The organism is Oceanobacillus sp. FSL W7-1281 (genome assembly GCF_037969835.1).
Taxonomy (GTDB): Bacteria; Bacillota; Bacilli; order Bacillales; family Amphibacillaceae; genus Oceanobacillus; species Oceanobacillus oncorhynchi.
Window position 1 is genome coordinate 2,728,483 of sequence record NZ_CP150214.1, and the last position, 17,759, is coordinate 2,746,241.

General features: G+C 39.2%; 17 protein-coding genes. 5 read left to right on the forward strand and 12 right to left on the reverse strand.

Going from position 1 to position 17,759, the window contains the following annotated elements; genetic code table 11:
* The first annotated feature begins 104 nt into the window (after positions 1-104).
* Positions 105-1,004: a peptidylprolyl isomerase gene (locus MKX55_RS13520; protein ID WP_042534639.1), complete on the forward strand. Its 900-nt coding sequence runs from the start codon at positions 105-107 to the stop codon at positions 1,002-1,004.
* A 47-nt stretch (positions 1,005-1,051) separates the two neighbouring features.
* Here the strand turns inward: MKX55_RS13520 and MKX55_RS13525 are convergent, their stop codons facing one another.
* The 7 genes from MKX55_RS13525 to MKX55_RS13555 all read right to left on the reverse strand — a co-directional run bounded on the left by MKX55_RS13525 (position 1,052) and on the right by MKX55_RS13555 (position 9,310).
* The gene (locus MKX55_RS13525) at positions 1,052-1,228 is read right to left on the reverse strand and encodes a sporulation YhaL family protein (RefSeq protein WP_042534641.1); all 177 of its coding nucleotides are present in this window, start codon (positions 1,226-1,228) and stop codon (positions 1,052-1,054) included.
* A 103-nt stretch (positions 1,229-1,331) separates the two neighbouring features.
* Entirely contained in the window at positions 1,332-2,276 is a 945-nt protein-coding gene (gene yhaM, locus MKX55_RS13530; RefSeq protein ID WP_339233224.1) for a 3'-5' exoribonuclease YhaM, read from the reverse strand.
* 17 nt (positions 2,277-2,293) lie between these two features.
* Positions 2,294-5,245, reverse strand: coding sequence for an AAA family ATPase (locus tag MKX55_RS13535; RefSeq protein ID WP_339233226.1), 2,952 nt, complete (start codon positions 5,243-5,245; stop codon positions 2,294-2,296).
* Positions 5,242-6,456, reverse strand: a complete 1,215-nt coding sequence (locus MKX55_RS13540) for a DNA repair exonuclease (RefSeq protein WP_212929498.1) — start codon at positions 6,454-6,456, stop codon at positions 5,242-5,244. The genes MKX55_RS13535 and MKX55_RS13540 overlap by 4 nt, the downstream gene beginning before the upstream one ends.
* A gap of 135 nt (positions 6,457-6,591) precedes the next feature.
* The gene (locus MKX55_RS13545; RefSeq protein WP_042534650.1) at positions 6,592-6,891 is read right to left on the reverse strand and encodes a metal-sensing transcriptional repressor; all 300 of its coding nucleotides are present in this window, start codon (positions 6,889-6,891) and stop codon (positions 6,592-6,594) included.
* A gap of 276 nt (positions 6,892-7,167) precedes the next feature.
* Positions 7,168-8,421 (reverse strand): ABC transporter permease, encoded by a 1,254-nt coding sequence (locus tag MKX55_RS13550; protein ID WP_042534653.1) that lies wholly within the window; start codon positions 8,419-8,421, stop codon positions 7,168-7,170.
* A complete protein-coding gene (locus tag MKX55_RS13555; RefSeq protein WP_339233227.1) occupies positions 8,414-9,310 on the reverse strand; it encodes an ABC transporter ATP-binding protein in 897 nt (298 codons plus the stop codon). Before MKX55_RS13555 ends, MKX55_RS13550 begins: the two co-directional genes overlap by 8 nt.
* Before the next feature lie 812 nt (positions 9,311-10,122).
* Here MKX55_RS13555 and MKX55_RS13560 point away from each other — a divergent pair.
* The gene (locus MKX55_RS13560) at positions 10,123-10,308 is read left to right on the forward strand and encodes a YhzD family protein (RefSeq protein ID WP_339233228.1); all 186 of its coding nucleotides are present in this window, start codon (positions 10,123-10,125) and stop codon (positions 10,306-10,308) included.
* Positions 10,309-10,369: 61 nt separating this feature from the next.
* On the opposite strand, the gene MKX55_RS13565 is transcribed toward MKX55_RS13560, so the two are convergent.
* Positions 10,370-10,717 carry a YlbF family regulator gene (locus tag MKX55_RS13565; protein WP_042534660.1) on the reverse strand — a complete coding sequence of 116 codons (348 nt, stop codon included), beginning with the start codon at positions 10,715-10,717 and terminating at the stop codon, positions 10,370-10,372.
* Positions 10,718-10,881: 164 nt separating this feature from the next.
* On the opposite strand from MKX55_RS13565, the gene MKX55_RS13570 reads away from it, so the two are divergent.
* A complete protein-coding gene (locus MKX55_RS13570; protein WP_339233229.1) occupies positions 10,882-11,781 on the forward strand; it encodes a helix-turn-helix domain-containing protein in 900 nt (299 codons plus the stop codon).
* A gap of 111 nt (positions 11,782-11,892) precedes the next feature.
* Positions 11,893-12,990 carry a sn-glycerol-3-phosphate ABC transporter ATP-binding protein UgpC gene (gene ugpC / locus MKX55_RS13575; protein ID WP_339177808.1) on the forward strand — a complete coding sequence of 366 codons (1,098 nt, stop codon included), beginning with the start codon at positions 11,893-11,895 and terminating at the stop codon, positions 12,988-12,990.
* 73 nt (positions 12,991-13,063) lie between these two features.
* On the opposite strand, the gene MKX55_RS13580 is transcribed toward ugpC, so the two are convergent.
* Positions 13,064-13,258 carry an alpha/beta-type small acid-soluble spore protein gene (locus MKX55_RS13580; protein WP_040981996.1) on the reverse strand — a complete coding sequence of 65 codons (195 nt, stop codon included), beginning with the start codon at positions 13,256-13,258 and terminating at the stop codon, positions 13,064-13,066.
* A 146-nt stretch (positions 13,259-13,404) separates the two neighbouring features.
* Positions 13,405-14,790 (reverse strand): class II fumarate hydratase, encoded by a 1,386-nt coding sequence (fumC, locus tag MKX55_RS13585; protein ID WP_339233230.1) that lies wholly within the window; start codon positions 14,788-14,790, stop codon positions 13,405-13,407.
* 162 nt (positions 14,791-14,952) lie between these two features.
* Here fumC and MKX55_RS13590 point away from each other — a divergent pair, with 162 nt between their 5' ends.
* A complete protein-coding gene (locus MKX55_RS13590) occupies positions 14,953-15,867 on the forward strand; it encodes a zinc dependent phospholipase C family protein (RefSeq protein ID WP_339233232.1) in 915 nt (304 codons plus the stop codon).
* Positions 15,868-15,921: 54 nt separating this feature from the next.
* On the opposite strand, the gene MKX55_RS13595 is transcribed toward MKX55_RS13590, so the two are convergent.
* Together MKX55_RS13595 and MKX55_RS13600 are read right to left on the reverse strand one after the other, a co-directional pair.
* On the reverse strand, positions 15,922-17,232 hold the full coding sequence (locus MKX55_RS13595; protein WP_339233233.1) for an MFS transporter: 1,311 nt from the start codon (positions 17,230-17,232) through the stop codon (positions 15,922-15,924).
* Positions 17,233-17,467: 235 nt separating this feature from the next.
* On the reverse strand, positions 17,468-17,704 hold the full coding sequence (locus tag MKX55_RS13600; protein WP_339233234.1) for an IDEAL domain-containing protein: 237 nt from the start codon (positions 17,702-17,704) through the stop codon (positions 17,468-17,470).
* Positions 17,705-17,759: the final 55 nt, after the last annotated feature.

Here is a 17,759-nt window from a genome sequence, read left to right on the forward strand (position 1 = left end):
TAGTAAAAAGTTGAAAATAATTATTTAAACTGGAAAAGTATGATATATTAATCATGGTAAACAATAAAAGTAAGATGAGAAAAGAGTAGAGGTGTGTATCAGACATGAAAAAATGGACATTAGCAGCAACAATATCTGCCAGTGTGCTTGCATTGGCTGCATGTAATTCTTCCGACGATGAAGTGGTCGCGACTACAGACGCAGGCGACGTCACAAAAGAAGAGTTTTATGATGAATTAAAAGAACGTAATGGAGAAGCTGTTCTTGAAGAGCTTGTTACCATAAAAGTGTTAGAAGACCAATACGAAGTGACTGACGAGCAAGTAGATGAAGAAATCGATACCATGAAAAATGAACTTGGCGAAGATGAATTTGATTCCATGGTGGCTCAGCAATTCGGTGATGAAGAAGAACTTAGAGATTTAGTCTATGTAGGAATGCTTCAGGAAGCCGCTATTTCTGAAGATATGGAAATTACGGATGAAGAGCTGAAGGATTACTATGACAGAAAGAATTCAGAAGTAGATGCACAGCATATTCTTGTGCAGGATGAAGAAACAGCAAATGAAGTAAAAGAAAAATTAGATGATGGGGAAGAGTTTGAAGACCTTGCTTCAGAATACTCAACAGATGGCAGTGCAGAAGACGGCGGTAATCTGGGTTACTTCTCTGCCGGCGATATGATTCCTGAGTTTGAAGAAGTTGCATTCTCTATGGAACCAGGTGAAATCAGCGACCCTGTGCAATCTCAATTTGGTTTCCATATCATCAAAGTAAATGATGTACGTGAAAAAGAAGAATCCATTGGCGATTTTGAAGAATTAAAAGATGAATTAAGAAGCGAACTCGTTCTTCAACAAGCAAATCAGGAAGATATTCAAGCAAAACTTCAAAATTTAATTGAAGATGCGAATGTAGATATCTCTGCTGAAGGACTTGAAGATTTATTTGAACAGCCTTCTGAAGAAGAGCAGCCTGCAGAAGACACGGAATCTGAACAATAAAAAAATCGCTATCCATTTTGAAAATGGGTAGCGATTTTTTCATTTTATTACTGCTCTCTTTTTTTCAATCGTTCCTTTTGAATACGTTCCATATATATCTTACCTTCTCGTTCAATAAACTGCCGATCCAGCTTTCTTTCAGCTAAAAACGCACGCACTGCCATATATCCGCTGAATAAAATTAACAGAATCACTGCAAAGACCCAAATTGGAATCGAGCTCATCTTAAATCCCCCTTGTCCACTCCTTAATAAATATATATGAACAAGTAAATAGAAAATGACATAATCTTCACAGCAATCCGATGGATTCAATATTTTTTAAGAGCTACTCAAAGGAAGGCTTGTAGAAAGAGCGATTGTCCATTGCAAAAAGCCGCTCTGTAAATTCGCCCGGCTGCACCTTGTCCAGTGCTTTATTCAGCATATTCATTTTTGCATCAATCAAATCAATTAAATGCAACAGTTCAGCTTCCCTGACCATTGGAGGCTTCGGACTGCCCCATTCTACTTTTCCATGATGACTTAAAATCAAGTGCTGTAAAATAAGCACCTCTTCCTTATCCTCTACTTGCAGCTCCTTCGCCATTTCTGCTATCTCTTCTACCATAATGGTAATATGTCCAAGCAATTTTCCTTCCAGCGTATATGTTGTTGACACGACACCAGATAATTCCTTTATTTTTCCGATATCATGCAGGATAATACCTGCATATAATAAATCTTTATTGATGGAGGGATACAGTTCATGAAGCTGACGGGCAACCCCCACCATGCTGACAATATGATAGGCGAGCCCTGATGCGACATCATGATGATTTTTCGCAGCAGCCGGATAAATGAGTAATTCATGCTGATATTTTTTTACAAACCCCCGCACAATACGCTGCAACGTTGGGTTCTTCATTTCAAAAATAGCTTCTGTCAGCTTTTCTCCCAGCTCTTCTTTGCCTACGGGAGCCTTACCGACAAAGTCACTGACCTGAACCTGATCTGTTTCCTGAGATAAGCGGATGGAATGAATGCGTAGTTGATTTTTCCCCCGAAATTGATTAATATCTCCCGTTACATGGATAATCTGCTCGCCAACCAGGTTCTCTTCATCTTCTTTGGTAGCATCCCACAGCTTCGATTCTATCTCGCCAGATTCATCTCGAAGCATTAACGTTAAAAATGGTTTTCCGTTGCTGGTCGTACCCTTCGTAGCATCATTGATCAATAAAAATCCTTCAAATTTATCACCGACTGTTAAATTTGCGATTCCTTTTTTCATTTTTTCCTCCCTCCAAATCAAGCACCCCTAGCATTAAGATGAATGATTTCTCCATTTGCAGCTTCAGCCAGCTCTCTATGGCATGTAAATACAATAACCTGCTGATTTTCCGCCATCCGCTCCAGTACCTGTTGCATACGTTCTGAACGTTTCCCGTCAAAATGCACTAAAACATCGTCCATCAGAAATGGCAGACCGCTCGCTTTTGCCATCACCTCATTAATCGCAAGGCGCAGGGAAATATAAAGCTGATCTCTTGTTCCCTGAGAAAGCTCCTCCACGCGAAACCGCCGTTTTTCCCTGCTGTTTTCTACTTGAAAAGGTTGCTCTGCTGCAGGTGAATATATTGTATCATATTGATTTCTAGTAATCTCTTTAAAATAGATTTGGGCGGTTTCAATTACAAGCGACAAGTATTTATCCTTGTATTGGCTTTTCGCAGCAGCCAGCATCCGTAAAGCTGTTTTTTGTACAGCCCAGGTTCTGACCAGGTCCTCCAGTTCTTCCTTCTCCATTGCCAGCTGGTGCATTTGCAGAGATATATCCTCCGCTCTTTCCAGCTGTTCAATACGTAATTTCAATTCTGCCTGCTGACTCTTTAGTTGTTCTAACGCTTCTTCCTCATCCGCTAAAGCCAGCTCTAATTCTTTTTTCTTTTTATAATGGTCAGCACCCTCTATGGAAACATTTATCCATTCCTGCTGCCATTTCTCCGGAAGCAGGATGTGGATTCTTTCTCTCAGTTCTTCTTGTCTGGCGTACAGTTTATTATATTGTTCTTTTCTTGTCTTCTTTTCAAAATAAACTTCTACAGACTCCACTTCTGCCATATTTAACAGTTTATCTATTTCTTTCTTATTATGGTTTCTTTTTTGGATGAAAGCTGCCTGTTTATTGCTGGTGTCCTTTATAAATTGATTTAGCTGCTGAAGCTCATGCTCGCGCTGCTGTTCTTGCTGTTCTATTTCTTCAAGGGCATGCATTATTTCATCCATACGAGTCTCCTCCGCCAGCCCTTTATGCTTCAGCCAACTCTTGGCCTGGTCTGAAAACTGCTCTATCCGTTCTTTTACTCTGACTAACCCTGTATAGATATGCTGCTTTTCATTCGTCAGCTGAAGCAGCTTTTGTAATAAATGGTAAATATCCTGCCAATAAAAGACATCGATGGATTGTAAAAATGGAAACTGATTTTGCTGCTTCCGTCTGCCCTCTTCTAATTTATTTTGCTGCTTAATTAGGTTAGATTCAGCCGTACCCTTCACTTTTAGCTGATGAATCGTTTCTCGTAACGTCTCATTTAAAGCAGAGAGCTTACTGCGCAATATTTGCTGCTTTTCCAAAATTTCCTGTGCTTCCAGATATTCTGCTTCTGTCACGTCCATTTCCTGTTCAGAGGGGGCGGTCTGCCAGCTTTCCTGCTGCTGTTTTAATTTTTGGATATCCTGCTGTTGTACATGCCGGAAATAATATATACCAATTCCGCCTGCCAGGCTTAATAAAAAAAGCCACGGTATGCTTCCTGCATATCCAATAAAGGCTGCTGCCAAGGAAATCCCTATTCCAACAGCTGTAAATCTTTTTGTTTGCTTCTGCTTCTCTTCTATCATTTGACCAAGCATTTGATGCATATACTGTTGCTGTGTTTCGCTGCGTTGATTGGTTTGGTGATAAGCTTGGATCCGCTGTTTTAATTCATCTACATGCACGTCAGCAAGCAGTTCTTTTTCTGCTTGCTTCTGCTCCTCCTCCATTCGTGCTTTTTCCTGGGCCAAATGGTCTTTCTGCTGTTGATTAACAGCGATGCTTTTTTGTACATTTCCCAGCTCTTCACGTAATGCCGCCCATTCCTTTTCAAGATAAAACGGTAATTCCAGCTGTTCTAAATCTTCAGCGGTTATACGAATCTGCTTTTCCTGAATCATCTCTGTAATTTCACGGGCTTTATACTGATAATCCTCTTCCAACGTTTTCTTTCGTTCTATCATAAAGGTTATTTCTGCTTTTTGATTCAGGAAATGATTTAATTTTTCTTTTTCTCCGTCCTGCAGGGAAATCGTTTCTAAATCTTGTTTTTTCTCCATATACGTGTCTAAGGTAGCCTGATGGGAGCTGATTTCTCTGTCTGCCTGATTCATATCTGCATGGATTGTCTCTATTTGCTTCTGATAATCTAATGAAAAATCACGGACATCCTCCAGTTTTTGCAATTCTTCGGAAACACGAAGCATTTCTTTTCGTATAGGCAGTATTTTTTCCAGCTGCTTTTCTCTTTCCAGCTGTTCATTTTTCTCTGCAATCTGCTCTTTTTTCAACCTATGTTTATTTTCCAATGCACGCATTTTTTCTATTTGTTCTTTATATGATTTTTCCAGCTGCTTGCTTTCTCCAGTCTGTTTATCTTTGGTTCGTAACGCACTTAGTTTTTCATTGATAACCGGCTTGGTGCCAGAAGGCTTAAATTGCTTTTGCAGCTCTGCCTGCAGCTTCTTTTCCACTTTATAAATCGCTGTTGAACCTGTTAAACCGACACTTAATAGAAGCTCGCTGATATCCGATTCATTCATATCCTGCATCACGGTTAAATCTTGATTAGAAAAGGAATAAATCGATTGAAAGGTTTCCAGATTCATATTTCCCAAAAAAGCTCCGAACCAGGTCATGTCTCTTTCCGCTCCAACGTTATCAAAGCATCTGACCTCAGACGCATCCAACCGTTCAATCATTATATTTCCTTCCGCAGGATGCTCTAATATCATCCTTCCTCCTAATTTACTGCTGGTTTTGGGACGATAAAAATCACATTGCTTTTTGGACATTCCAAAAAGCATATATAAAATAAATTGATGCAGGGTTGTCTTCCCGGCTTCATTATCGCCTAAGAGCGTTATCAAATTAGAACCAGAGAAGGAGAAAGACTGGTCGACCCATCTGCCAAAGCCGTAAATCGTAATTTCCTTTATCCTCACTTTGCTCTCTCCTTCCGCAATAGCGTATTCAGCAGCTTATAAGCATCCGATTTAATCGTCTGTTCCTCTTCCTCCGACAGAGGGGATAAAAACTTTCGCGCATCCTTGTGATGATAAATTTCATTTAATCCTTCCTGAATAAATGCCATATCAGCTTCTTCTAATATATCTTCTAAAAAAGCGTCTTTCAGCTGAGCTGGTTCTTCCTCCAAAACAAGCTGATAACGGTAAATATACTGCCATGGAAAAGCTTCTGTCAAAGATTCATTTATCACTTCAACTAACTCTTGAACAAGGATATCATCCGGGGAAAATGCATCATTTTCTCTTGCAGTTATGTTCAAATACAATAAGCTTGGAACACTGTGTTCCGGCAATTGCCTCATAATGGCTTTTTCTGCTTGAGAAGGAGTGAGACAATCCCGAATGTCCACCTGTGCTTCTTCATAACGGATTGCCTGAAGCGGCAGGAAGGTTTGCTTTACCTGATGTCTGCTTAAGTTAACCAGATAACAGCCTTTTTCTCCCGTCTCCTTTCGATGCCTCCCTTGTATATTGCCCGGATAAATAACCGGAGGATCTGTATGGAGCTGCTGCCGTTTATGTATATGGCCCAATGCCCAATAATCCATGCGTTTGTTTAACAGGTCTTTCAGCTGGAATGGCGCATAAGAGTCGTGCTCTGTATTTGTTGCCACGCTGCCATGCAGCATAGCGATATGAAATGGAAATTCATCCTCTGTCCGTTCATATTCTGAAGATTTATTTTCATATACCGCTCTATTTTCATAGCTGAATCCGTATATAGCCGCAGCCGCTTCTCCATTCTTATAAAAAGGAATAGATGTTACGGATTCATCAGGAAAAATATATACATTATCGGGGTATTCCACGTCAAAGGCATCCCCTTTTCTGAAATCATGGTTTCCATAAGATAAAAATACTGCAATATTTTCATCGGCCAGCCTTTCAAATGCGCGTCGCAGTCTTATTTGCGCTTTTAAGCTTTGTGATTCTTGATCGTACAGATCACCTGTTAATAAAACAAAATCTACCTTATTGTTTATCGCTTCATCAACCAGGTGATTCAAAGCAGTAAATGTGCTTTCTTGAATTTCTTTAAATAGATTGGCAGGCACATGCCTCAGGCCTTTAAATAAGCTGTCTAAATGTAAATCAGCTGCATGAATAAAAGTAACTGCTGCATTCACTGTCTCCACTCCCAGTTTTATGATATCCTTATTTTAACAGAGGCAATAACAGAATGCACGTTCTATCCGCTGATTATCCTCCAGCACAATAAAAAAAGCCTACCGTACGTGTAGACTTTTATCATGATTTATTTATTATTTTGTAAACTGATTCAGCACATCCATCAGTTCATCAATTGCTTCATCGCCTTCTCCAGATTTCACAGCATCGCTGACACAATGCTTGATGTGACGTTCAGCAACTTCAAATCCAACACGCTTTAACGCGGAATTAATCGCACTGATTTGAACAAGAATATCTACACAGTATCTATCTTCATCAATCATCTTTTGAATACCGCGGACCTGACCTTCAATTCGTTTTAAACGATTTGTCACTGCTTTTTTCTCGGCATCTGTTCTTGGTTTCAATGTATGCTCATGTAAGGAATCCATCGTATCCCTCCTTTAATCTTCTCTTTTAATATACCTCCCTACTGTATATATGTCAATGCAGAAGACTTCTGCTTAAAAGTCCATTATATCATTAATCAAAATAAAACGTATCCTGAACAGGAGTTATTTTTAGAGTCTGTTTCTATAGGTTTGTATAAATCATCCTGCTGATAATTTCTTCCGGTTCAACCATCATTATCTTTCCCGTTACTCCTTTAAAATAACCGCTTCATATGCCACGCAGGCAAAGCGGTTATTTTAAAATCAATCATACAGCTATTCTTTCTTTGATAAATTGATGGCACGTTTAAAATCTTTTAACGATCCTGATTTGCCATACATCAGTACCCCGCCTTTGTATACGCGGGCTGCCAATGCAGCAAACAAAGCAATCGTTACAATCATAATCCCGATAGACAAACCAATTTCCCAAAATGGGATATTGAGCATACCGATACGTAAAAACATTATCATCGGCGTAAAGAATGGGATATAGGATGTCACCGTAATCAATGTTGATTCAGGCATACCCAGACCTGTCATTGCAATGACAAAGGCAATGACAATCAACATCGTCATCGGCATAATCAATTGATTAACATCCTCAATCCGGCTGACTAACGATCCGAGCATGGCCGCCAGAGTTGCATAGAGGAAATAGCCTAATAGGAAAAAGACAATTGCATAAATATAAATAACCGGATCATTATCCATAATTCCCATTACTTCAAAAAATTCCCCTGCTGCAGAATCTTGATTTGCTTGAATGGCAAAGTAACCTCCGCCCAGCAGGATAATCATTTGTGTCAATCCTAACAAAGCAATCCCGACAATCTTTCCAAACATATGCATCATAGGCGGAGCACTGGAGATAAGAAGCTCCATGACGCGGGATGATTTTTCTGTTGCAACATCTGTAGCAATCATCTGACCGTATAGAAGAACGGTCATATACAGAACAAATAGCATGACATATACCAGACCTCGAGATTGATTCATTTCTTCTGCTGTTCTGGCACTGTCATCCAGCTGCTCTGTCTGCAGGCTCACCGGGGCATAAATCATATCTAACGTTTGCTGGTCAATTCCCGCCTCCTGCGTTCCAACAACCACCTTCAGCTGCTGCAAAATCTGCTCAATTTCTACCTGTTCGCCCGTTTCCGAAATACGGTTCGCATAATAGTCTCCTTCGGGCAGATTATTTTCATCGGCAGCAATGACAAGCAAGCCATCATATTCTTCAGCAGAGACTGCATCCTTCGCTTCTTCCTCTGTTCCTTCAAAATTCTCAAATGCAATTCCGGCGCCTTCACTTATCCCTTCCCCCTGCAAATAATCACCGTATATTCCGGATTCATCGATGACAAGCACTTGATCCGATTCTTCATCACCTGAAAACATATCAATAATAGAGGATATATTTGCAAAACCAATAATGATAGCTAATGTAATTGCCGTGGTAATAATAAATGATTTCGATTTTACCCGCGAAAGATACGTATGGCCAACAATCGTCCAGAATTTATTCATAGGAAGCACCTACCTTTTCAATAAAGATATCATTTAAAGAAGGCTCTTCAATTTCAAATTTCCGGACAAAGCCTTTCCCTTGCAGCTCTGAAAATATATATTGTGCAATTTGTTCATCCTCAATCTGCAATGCACATCCATCCGGCAGTTCTTTATAAGAAGCCACACCTTGATAATTCTTTAAAAATTCTGTTGAAAAATCACCGCGTATATCAAGATTTTTCTTTCCAAAGCTGTGTTTGATTTCGCGTAAGGAGCCATGAACAACTGGCGTCCCTTTTTGCAGAATACAGATATGCTGGCACATTTCCTCGACATGCTCCATCTGGTGAGAGGAGAAAACAATCGACGTCCCCTGATTTTTTAAATCTTTGACAGCATTTTTCAGCATTTCTACATTGACTGGATCTAATCCAGAAAATGGCTCATCTAATATTAACAGCTTAGGCTCATGAATCACGGCAGAAATAAACTGTATTTTCTGTTGATTCCCTTTAGACAGCTCCTGCACTTTTTTATCTAAGTACTCCGGTACTTTAAACCGTTCCAGCCATTCATCCAGCTTTTTAAGAACCTCTTGTTTTTTCATTCCCCGCAGCCGTCCTAAATAAATAATTTGCTCTTTCACCGTTAATTTCGGATACAGCCCTCTTTCTTCCGGCAAATACCCAATTAAATGACTCTCATTATAAGAAATCGGACCGCCGTCCCAGGTAATATCGCCGGATGTTTTATCCAGCAGGCCGAGAATCATACGAAATGTTGTTGTTTTGCCTGCCCCGTTTCCGCCTAAAAACCCAAACATTTCTCTTTCAGGAATTTCCAGAGATAAATTGTTTACTGCAGTATGATTTCCAAACCGTTTTGTGACATTTGATAGCTTTAGCACATACTTCTCTCCCTTCTGTTGACTATACAATTGAACGAATCAAAAGGTTCATATAACTTTTCAAATTTTTATTCATCCACTTGTTATACGTACAAACATATCCATTCGTTTCATTTTTTTATTATATCTATCCTGTTTACTATCATTACCTCCCCGGCGCTTCTATCTAAATCATTATGATTAGAAAACCAAGAGCACCACTTGGTCTTTAAATCACCAGTGTCCTCGCCGAAGCGATGTCCGCTGCGGGAAGTCGCTTTCCGCGGGCAACGGATCAGCCTCCTCGGAAGAAAATCACTTCCTGCGGGGTCTTCACCTGTTGCTTTTCCCGCAGGAGTCGACAACATCCGCTCCCATCTAAGAAGAATTATGTTTTATTTGCTTTCTTTCAAAGAAATGAAGCTAATTCTAGCGACGCTTTTTGATGGGAGGAGTAATCGCAGTCCCAGAAGAAATACACGGAGACTCCTGTGGGAATGCGCAGGGTGAAGACCCCGCAGGAAAAAAGTGAACTTCTTTTTTTCTACCCTTAGGGCATAAGTGCGACTTTAGCTCTGTCTGTGCCTGTCGGCTTGCCAATCGCTATGTCTTCTTTAAAGGAGATGAGCTCGGGCCTATGGGAAGCGAAGTGTGTATTTTGGGGCCTAAGATTACTCCCCCATGAAACCCATTGGAGCGATTAATTTCAGCTATTTTTATAAACATTCTTACTTCTTTCAAAAAATGAATACTAATTCATATATATTGCAAGAAGTATTTCATTTGTTTTATAATTTAGAGTAAAGCGATTACATTTTGGAGGAGGTCATTCGATGGGGACATATTATTTAACGGTATTTTCACAATCAGGAGAAAAACTGCTTGATACACAATTTGATGCTTCCACGCATGCAGAAGCAAAGGAAATTGGAAAGGAAAAGCTGGATAAAGAGGGGTACGCTGAACATACACATCGATGTGTCAGCTCAAATGCTAAGCTGGTGCTCTTTCATCGTTAAAAAGTTAAAATCCCTGCTGCTGCAAAAGGTAAAGCAGCGGCAGGGATTTATCCATTCATTTTTATTCAGCTGCACCATAAAGTTCTTCTAATGGTTTTGTAATGGTTTGAGAGATTTCATTAATCACATTGTTTAGTTTCTGCTCTTCTTCCATTAATTTTGAGATGGCATCATGCTGTTGAACCGTCTCAACGATTTGTCTTGCTTTTTCAATTTCTTCTTCAGAAATATCTTGACCTTGCATATGCTTTTCCTGCAGGTTTAATTGTGTTTCACGGAAGTTTTCAAACATTTGCTTTGCAATTTCGTCAGACATTACTGCTTCATAAGCTTGTTTTAAATCCTGAAATTCTTTGCTTTCACGAAGTGCTTGTTCTAATTGATTTGCTTGTTCTTGTAAATTTGACATTAATATAACTCCTCCTTCATCGTCTCTTGCTACTATAACAAAGCTGTTAACGTATGTATAGCCATATCTATTTACTGGATTAAAAAATAAATCCTGTGTTTTTCATAGTATAATAAAAGCAGCATGCAATAAACTGCTGTCTCAGCTTAAAAGGAGGAATACGATTGCATTTACAACGATTAAAGAAGCTTTACCCCAGTTTGACAGAGCTTCCCAAAAACCAGAAAGAAATGAATCCTGATTTTAAGTGGTACAAATTAGAGAATACCGTTATTGGTATTGATAATAAAGAATTAACAGAGAGAGATAAAATCCTTCTGGGCACTTTTCTGACTTCTTACCATATTCAATTGCCCATTCAAACACCTAAAGAAAAACAATGGGAAGCACGGATTCACCGGCAAAAAGACGAAAACCTTGGTAAAGCCGGGCGCTACCGTTTTATTTTTTTTCGAATCGAACAAGGACACATTGATACAAATGTATTCAAAAAAACGTTACAGGAATTTTTTTCAGGAGATTTATCTATATTATGGAATCATACAAATGAAGGGTTTATTATCGAGGAACCGGCCAGCTTTTTAGAGGAGGGAATCACTTATCACCAGATCGCTGATACATTAACAGGTGAATTATATGTGAAAATCATGTTTTTCATCGGCCCCTATTTAGAAAATGATAAAGACTTGGCAGACTGCATAGAACAAATTACCGCCATGGCAGAAAGAAGCTTTCGAAAAATGGACACGGCTGTGATTGATTATACCGAGGTGTACCCTTCGTTTCTTATTGAAATCCTTTCCCATAAGCAGCGGCAGCAATTAAGTGAATGGGTTTTGAAAGAGTTTTTAACAGACCCGGAGGCTTTAGAAACGATTCGAATGTTTATTCAATGTAATTTAAATGTATCTGAAACAGCAAAAAATTTATATATCCACAGGAACAGCCTGCAATATCGACTCGATAAATTTTATGAAAGTACAGGCATTGATATCAAGCAGTTTGATAATGCATTTACCGTTTATTTAGCCATTTTAGCAAATATGCACAATATCCAGTCATAATTTTGTGCAACATCTCCATATTGTTTTTACAGCTTTTTCAGTAAAATTAAAAACATAAGAAAAACGCTTTCATTTTGTTTTAACACTAAATCATTTTAAGGAGATGTCATCATGGCAGAATTAAAATTAAATCATATTCAAAAGAAATACGATAAGGATGTATTGGCGGTAAAAGATTTCAACCTACATATTCAAGATAAGGAATTTATTGTATTCGTCGGGCCATCCGGGTGCGGGAAATCAACTACATTGCGTATGATTGCCGGCTTGGAAGAAATATCTGACGGGGAACTGTATATTGATGAGAAATTAATGAATGATGTTTCACCAAAAGATCGAGATATCGCAATGGTATTCCAAAACTATGCCTTATACCCTCATATGAATGTATATGATAATATGGCATTCGGACTTAAGCTTCGCAAATTTAAAAAAGAAGAAATCAAAAAGCGTGTTGATCAAGCAGCTAAAATTTTAGGATTAGAAGCGTACTTAGACAGAAAACCAAAAGCATTATCCGGCGGACAAAGACAGCGTGTTGCTTTAGGGCGTGCGATTGTCCGGGATGCCAAGGTATTCCTGATGGACGAACCTTTATCTAACCTGGATGCAAAATTGCGTGTGCAAATGCGTGCAGAGATTCAAAAGCTGCACCAGCGTCTGCAAACCACGACTATCTATGTGACTCACGACCAGACCGAAGCAATGACAATGGCAACAAGACTGGTTGTAATGAAAGATGGCGTTATTCAGCAGGTTGGTGCTCCTAAGGATGTTTATGACTTACCGGAAAACATTTTTGTAGGCGGGTTTATCGGATCGCCATCTATGAATTTCTTTACTGGCACATTACAGGGAGACAAGTTCCAAATCGGTGATCATTCCTTCCTGATTCCGCAGCCAAAGCTTGCACCGCTGAAAGAGCAGGGCTATGAAGGAAAAGAACTGACTATCGGCGTTCGCCCGGAAGATATTCATGATGAATTAGTCTTCTTAGAATCCTCTCCTGAGTCTAAACTGACAGCTAAAATTGAGGTTGCGGAATTGATGGGAGCAGAATCTATTCTTTATTCCAGTATCAATAATCAGGAATTTGTTGCGCGCGTCGATTCTCGTGCAGATATTCAAGGCGGGGATGAATTAGAGCTTTCCTTTGATATGAATAAGGTTCACTTCTTTGATAATGAGAGTGAACAGCGGATACGTTAAGACAGGAGATATTGGTAAAGGGGAACTCATTATAAGTTCCCCTTTTTAGCCAGTAATATTTTATTTAATAAAATTATTTACCATGCATTTGTTGTTGAGCAGTCTGCACTAGGCGTTTTGTGATTTCTCCACCTACAGAACCGTTTGCACGAGAAGTTGAATCTGCACCAAGGTTTACACCAAATTCTTGAGCGATTTCATATTTCATTTGATCAAGAGCTTGTTGTACTCCAGGCACTACTAATTGGTTTGAATTGTTGTTTGCCATGATTATCACCTCCTGTACAAGTATCTTCTGCAGTTTCGCCCAACTTATGATAGCTAATTTTTGGAAATTAAAAAAGCTGAACCCTGTGCATGGGTTCAGCTTTTTCATTGCTTCATATTCGTATTCAAAAGTACTGCTCTCTAAGCTTATTTGGGATGTGTCATTTCTTCTGGTCTTACATACTCGTCAAATTGTTCAGCAGTCAATAAACCAAGCTTAACTGCTGTCTCTTTTAATGTTGCATTATCTGCAAATGCTGTTTTGGCGATTTTTGCAGCATTTTCATAACCGATATGCGGGTTTAAAGCAGTTACTAGCATTAATGATCCATGCAGGTTTTTCTCAATTTGCTCCAGATCCGCTTCAATTCCGACCGCACAGCGCTCATCAAAGGAAAGAATGCTATCTGCCAGCAATTGGCTGGATTGCAGGAAGTTATAAGCAATCACCGGTTTGAAGACGTTTAATTCAAAATTCCCCTGACTGGCAGCAAATCCGATTGCCGCATCATTTCCCATCACCTGTGTCGCTACCATCGTTACTGCTTCACTTTGTGTCGGATTTACTTTTCCTGGCATGATCGAGCTTCCAGGCTCATTTGCCGGTATCGTAATTTCTCCAATACCACAGCGCGGTCCGCTCGCTAACCAGCGTACATCATTAGCAATTTTCATCATGTCTGCAGCAAGACCCTTTAACGCACCATGCGCATAAACCGTCTCATCATGGCTCGTTAATGCATGAAATTTGTTTTTAGCAGAAATAAATGTTTTACCAGTATATGCTGAAATAGCTTTACAAACCTTTTCTGAAAAATCCGGATGTGCATTTAAACCAGTTCCGACAGCTGTTCCGCCAATAGCCAGCTCCCGCAGATGTTCATTGCTCTCTTTAATCATGGTATATGATTTTTCTAACATCCGGTGCCAGCCGCTGATTTCCTGGCCCAGCGTCAATGGTGTTGCGTCCTGCAAGTGGGTCCGTCCTATTTTTACAATGTCTGTAAATTTATTTTGTTTTTCTTCCAGTGTATCCTTGAGTTGCTTCACGGCAGGAAGTACGGTATCTTCCAATTTCAATACAGCTGCTACATGCATCGCTGTAGGGTATGTATCATTTGAACTTTGTGATTTATTTACATCATCATTCGGATGAAGTTTTAACTCGCTCCCCTGCTCTTGCAGCCATTGATTACCAACATACGCCAATACTTCATTTACATTCATATTTGACTGTGTTCCGCTTCCTGTTTGCCATACTACTAATGGAAAATGGTCATTTAATTTATCTGCTAATACTTGGTCTGCAGCATATTTTATTGCTTCCGCTTTTTCTTCCTCCATTAACCCCAGTTCAAAGTTGGCAACAGCTGTACTTCTTTTTAAAATTGCAAACGCTTTAATGATTTCGACAGGCATTGTTTCCTGACCGATCGGGAAATTCTGTTTACTGCGTTGTGTCTGCGCTCCCCAATATTTGTCGGCCGGAACCTTGATTTCCCCAGTAGTATCTCTTTCAACACGATAATCCATCCTAATTCCTCCTTGAACTTTTCCTCGAATCATATCTAGTGTATCAAATTTTTTGATTTTTTTCGATTTCTTTTTCATGATATGATAAGAATAAGCATATTTCCAGAGAATATCCGCTATTTTTACGTATACCAATTAAATTGAAGAAAGGAAGAATAAATCATGCCGAATATCTGGACACATATTTTTTTCGCAGAAGATGCTTGCAATGCTTTATCCTGGGATATCCACCATTCCCCTTCCAGACATACTCTCTTTCTAGGCGCTCAAGGACCTGACCCTTTCTTTTATTACCGATTCTGGCCATGGCTTTCCAGTCAAAAGACCGGACAGGGAATCGGCAACACATTGCACACAAAAGAATGCGGCCCTTTTCTAATGTACCTGATTGAACAGGCTCAGGAAGGGCCTGATGAAGTAAAAGCCTATGTGGCGGGTTTTATCACCCATCATCTGCTGGACCGTCATACACACCCTTATATCCATTACCGGGCCGGGTATCAGGGCAGTAAACACCAAAAGTTGGAAACCCTTATTGATACGAAAATGGCTTTAGACACGCGTAAAATGGAACTGTGGAAGCATCCGGCATATGCAGAAATCAATGTTGGCGACACATTGCCTGTATCCATTTTATACATATTAGATGATGCTATCCGCAGGTTTTACCCCGAATTATCTTTTCAGACGAAGGATATCCAGATTGCTTATCAGGATATGATTACTGCTCAAAAACTTTTTGCAGACCCGGGCGGCTGGAAAAATAAAATCTTAAAAGCCTTTATCCGTTCTTATTCTCATCAGCCCATCCATGAAAATATTGATTATCTTAATGAAGAAAATAAGCCGTGGGTGCATGCAGCTACTGGAGAAAAACGGGAGGAGAGCTTTGAAGAGTTATATACGGATGCATTAAATGATGCCGTCAGCCTGCTTCCTTTAGTTACGGATTATTGGAATGAAGGTGGAGAATCAGTAAAAGCGCAGCTCATCCGCCGTATCGGCAATATTTCATATGATACCGGCACACCTGTAGCTAATTATGATACAAACCGCTTCAGTGTACCAATTATATAATAAAAATAAGCACATGCCGGGAGTAGTATTGAACCAGACAGCATGTGCTTATCTTTATTGCGGGCGTATGTTGACTTCCTCTTTTTTATTCGAAGCTCTCCTTGCCTCTTCTATTCCTTTATCAATATCCACGAATTTCAAGAGAATGATTCCGATAATAAAGAAGAAAATAAGCGATAAAATGCCTAAGCGGCTGTTTCCCGTCAATTGTCCAATAAGCGCAAATATAAATGGACCGACTACGGCCGCGAACTTGGATGAAATACCATAAAATCCAAAAAACTCCGCATGCTTTCCAGTTGGTATCATACGTCCAAAAATGGATCGGCTCAATGATTGTGCTCCTCCTTGAACCATTCCTACAATAATTGCCAGCATATAAAAATGAAGAGCAGTGCTCATAAAATAACCAATAATGACAATCCCTAAATAAATGTATAATGTAATAAATAATGCTTTCTTTGCTGTAATCTTTGTTGCCAGCCAACCGAAAAAGAAGGTAAATGGTATGCCGACAAATTGGGTAATCAATAAAGCAATAATCAAATCATTCTGACCAATCCCAATCTCACTTCCATAAACCGTTGCCATTCGGATGATGGTAGAAATTCCATCATTATAAAGCCAAAATGCAATCAGGAAAATAGCCAGCTGTTTAAATTGCTTTATCTCCCGGAAGGTGTTTCCGACTCTGGAAAAACCAATGGCTATATATGATTTTTCCCGCTTCACTTTCTCTTTTTTCTCTTCTTTTATATTTTTCAGGAGCGGAATCGTAAAAATCAGCCACCAGATACCTACAGAAGCAAGCGAAATTCTGGTTGCCCATTCTGTATCAGGAATCCCGAACCAGGGTGGGTTTAATATCATCATCACATTAACAGCTAATAAAATACCGCCTCCAATATATCCATAGGCAAAACCGCCTGATGATACTTTGTCCATCTCTTCTTTTTCAGCAATCTCCGGTAAAAATCCATCATAAAAAATATTACCGCCCGAAAATCCAATCGAACCAATAATGAATAGTAAAGAGGCCAGTAAATAATCTCCTTCACTGATGAAGATCATTAAAATACTTGCAATAATCCCCATAAATGCGAAAAAACGAAGAAATTTTTTCTTTGCTGCTGAAAAATCACTGATGGCACCAAGTATCGGTGCAAGAATAGCTACAATCAGCACAGAGATAGATTGTGAATATCCCCAATAGCTTGTTGCTAAATGATCATCCAGACCTGATGCAGCTACTGTTGAATAATAAACGGGTAGTACTGCAGCCATCATCGTTGTTGCAAAAGCTGAATTCCCGAAATCGTACATCATCCAGCTGCGCTGTATTTTCTTTCTCGATTTTGCGTCCACCTTATCCCCCTCCTTTACTTGCATTATAATGGATGTATTTGGTTAATCCCATCTATTTTTTAAATTTAACATTATTTCTTAAAAAAACCTATATTCCGTCTTTTCTGTAAAAGGAGATGTTAACATAAATGCTTTCATAACTATTTTTATACTGTGAACGGGCAAAAATGCAACAGTCATATTTAAAATAAAAAGGTATAGGCGCACTTAATTTCCGGCACCTATACCTTTATAGTTAATCTTCCCACACATATTGTTTATAAGCTTCACTATATTTTTTAAAATCTACATAATTATTTGTTTCAATGGCTTGATTTATTTCTTCTTCTAAATGAGATTTGTTCCATTTAAATACAAGTTTGTCCAATAATAATTGAGCAGCAAGCTTCTCTTCAAATGCCATTTCTTTTCGTGCTGTTAACGGTTCTCCTACATACTGAAAAAAACGGTATACGACTTTTTCTTGTTTCATGGAAGTTCCCCCTTAAAGCCTTTTACCCATTATGCACAAACTTTCAATAAATTTC